This window comes from Virgibacillus carmonensis (assembly GCF_057836705.1).
The window spans coordinates 1-607 of sequence record NZ_JBYQFJ010000252.1 but is presented as its reverse complement, the minus strand read 5'-3'; the positions used below and the strand labels follow the sequence as shown (position 1 = coordinate 607).

At 41.4% G+C, this 607-nt stretch carries 1 protein-coding gene; it reads left to right on the top strand.

The genetic code is table 11. From position 1 onward, the window contains the following. Positions 1 to 95: 95 nt before the first annotated feature. The coding region (locus AC3G7N_RS21695; protein ID WP_489424200.1) for an LOG family protein at positions 96 to 607 on the top strand (512 nt) is incomplete at its 3' end.

Sequence of the window (607 nt, the reverse complement as noted above, 5' to 3'; positions counted from 1 at the left end):
AAAGATAAATGGCTTTCGCCTGCTATAAAGGCTTTCTTAGAAATAACACGGGACGTTATTGCTTTAAAGTAAAAATTAAAAGTGGAGGGATTATCATGAAGCGATTAGCTGTTTTTTGTGGCTCAAGCGACGGGGCTTCAAAAGCATACAAGGAAGGCGCTATCCAATTAGGAGAAGAACTAGCAAAAAGGGAAATAACGCTTGTATATGGTGGGGCAAGTGTTGGAATCATGGGGGCAGTAGCAAATGCTGTTTTAGAAAATGGCGGGAAAGTGATTGGTGTCATTCCGCAAATGTTAGAGGATCGGGAAATATCACATCCCAATCTGACTGAGTTGCATGTTGTTCAATCTATGCATGAACGAAAAGCGAAAATGGCTGATTTAGCTGATGGGTTTATCGCCTTACCTGGAGGACCGGGAACGTTAGAAGAATTTATTGAAGTCTTTACCTGGGCTCAGCTGGGTGTACATCAAAAGCCTTGTGGACTATTAAACATAAATCATTATTATGAACCTCTCGTGTCCCTGTTTAATCATATGGCAGATCAGCAATTTTTACATGAAGAGTATCGTTCCATGGCACTTGTCGATTCTTGCCCAAGCCA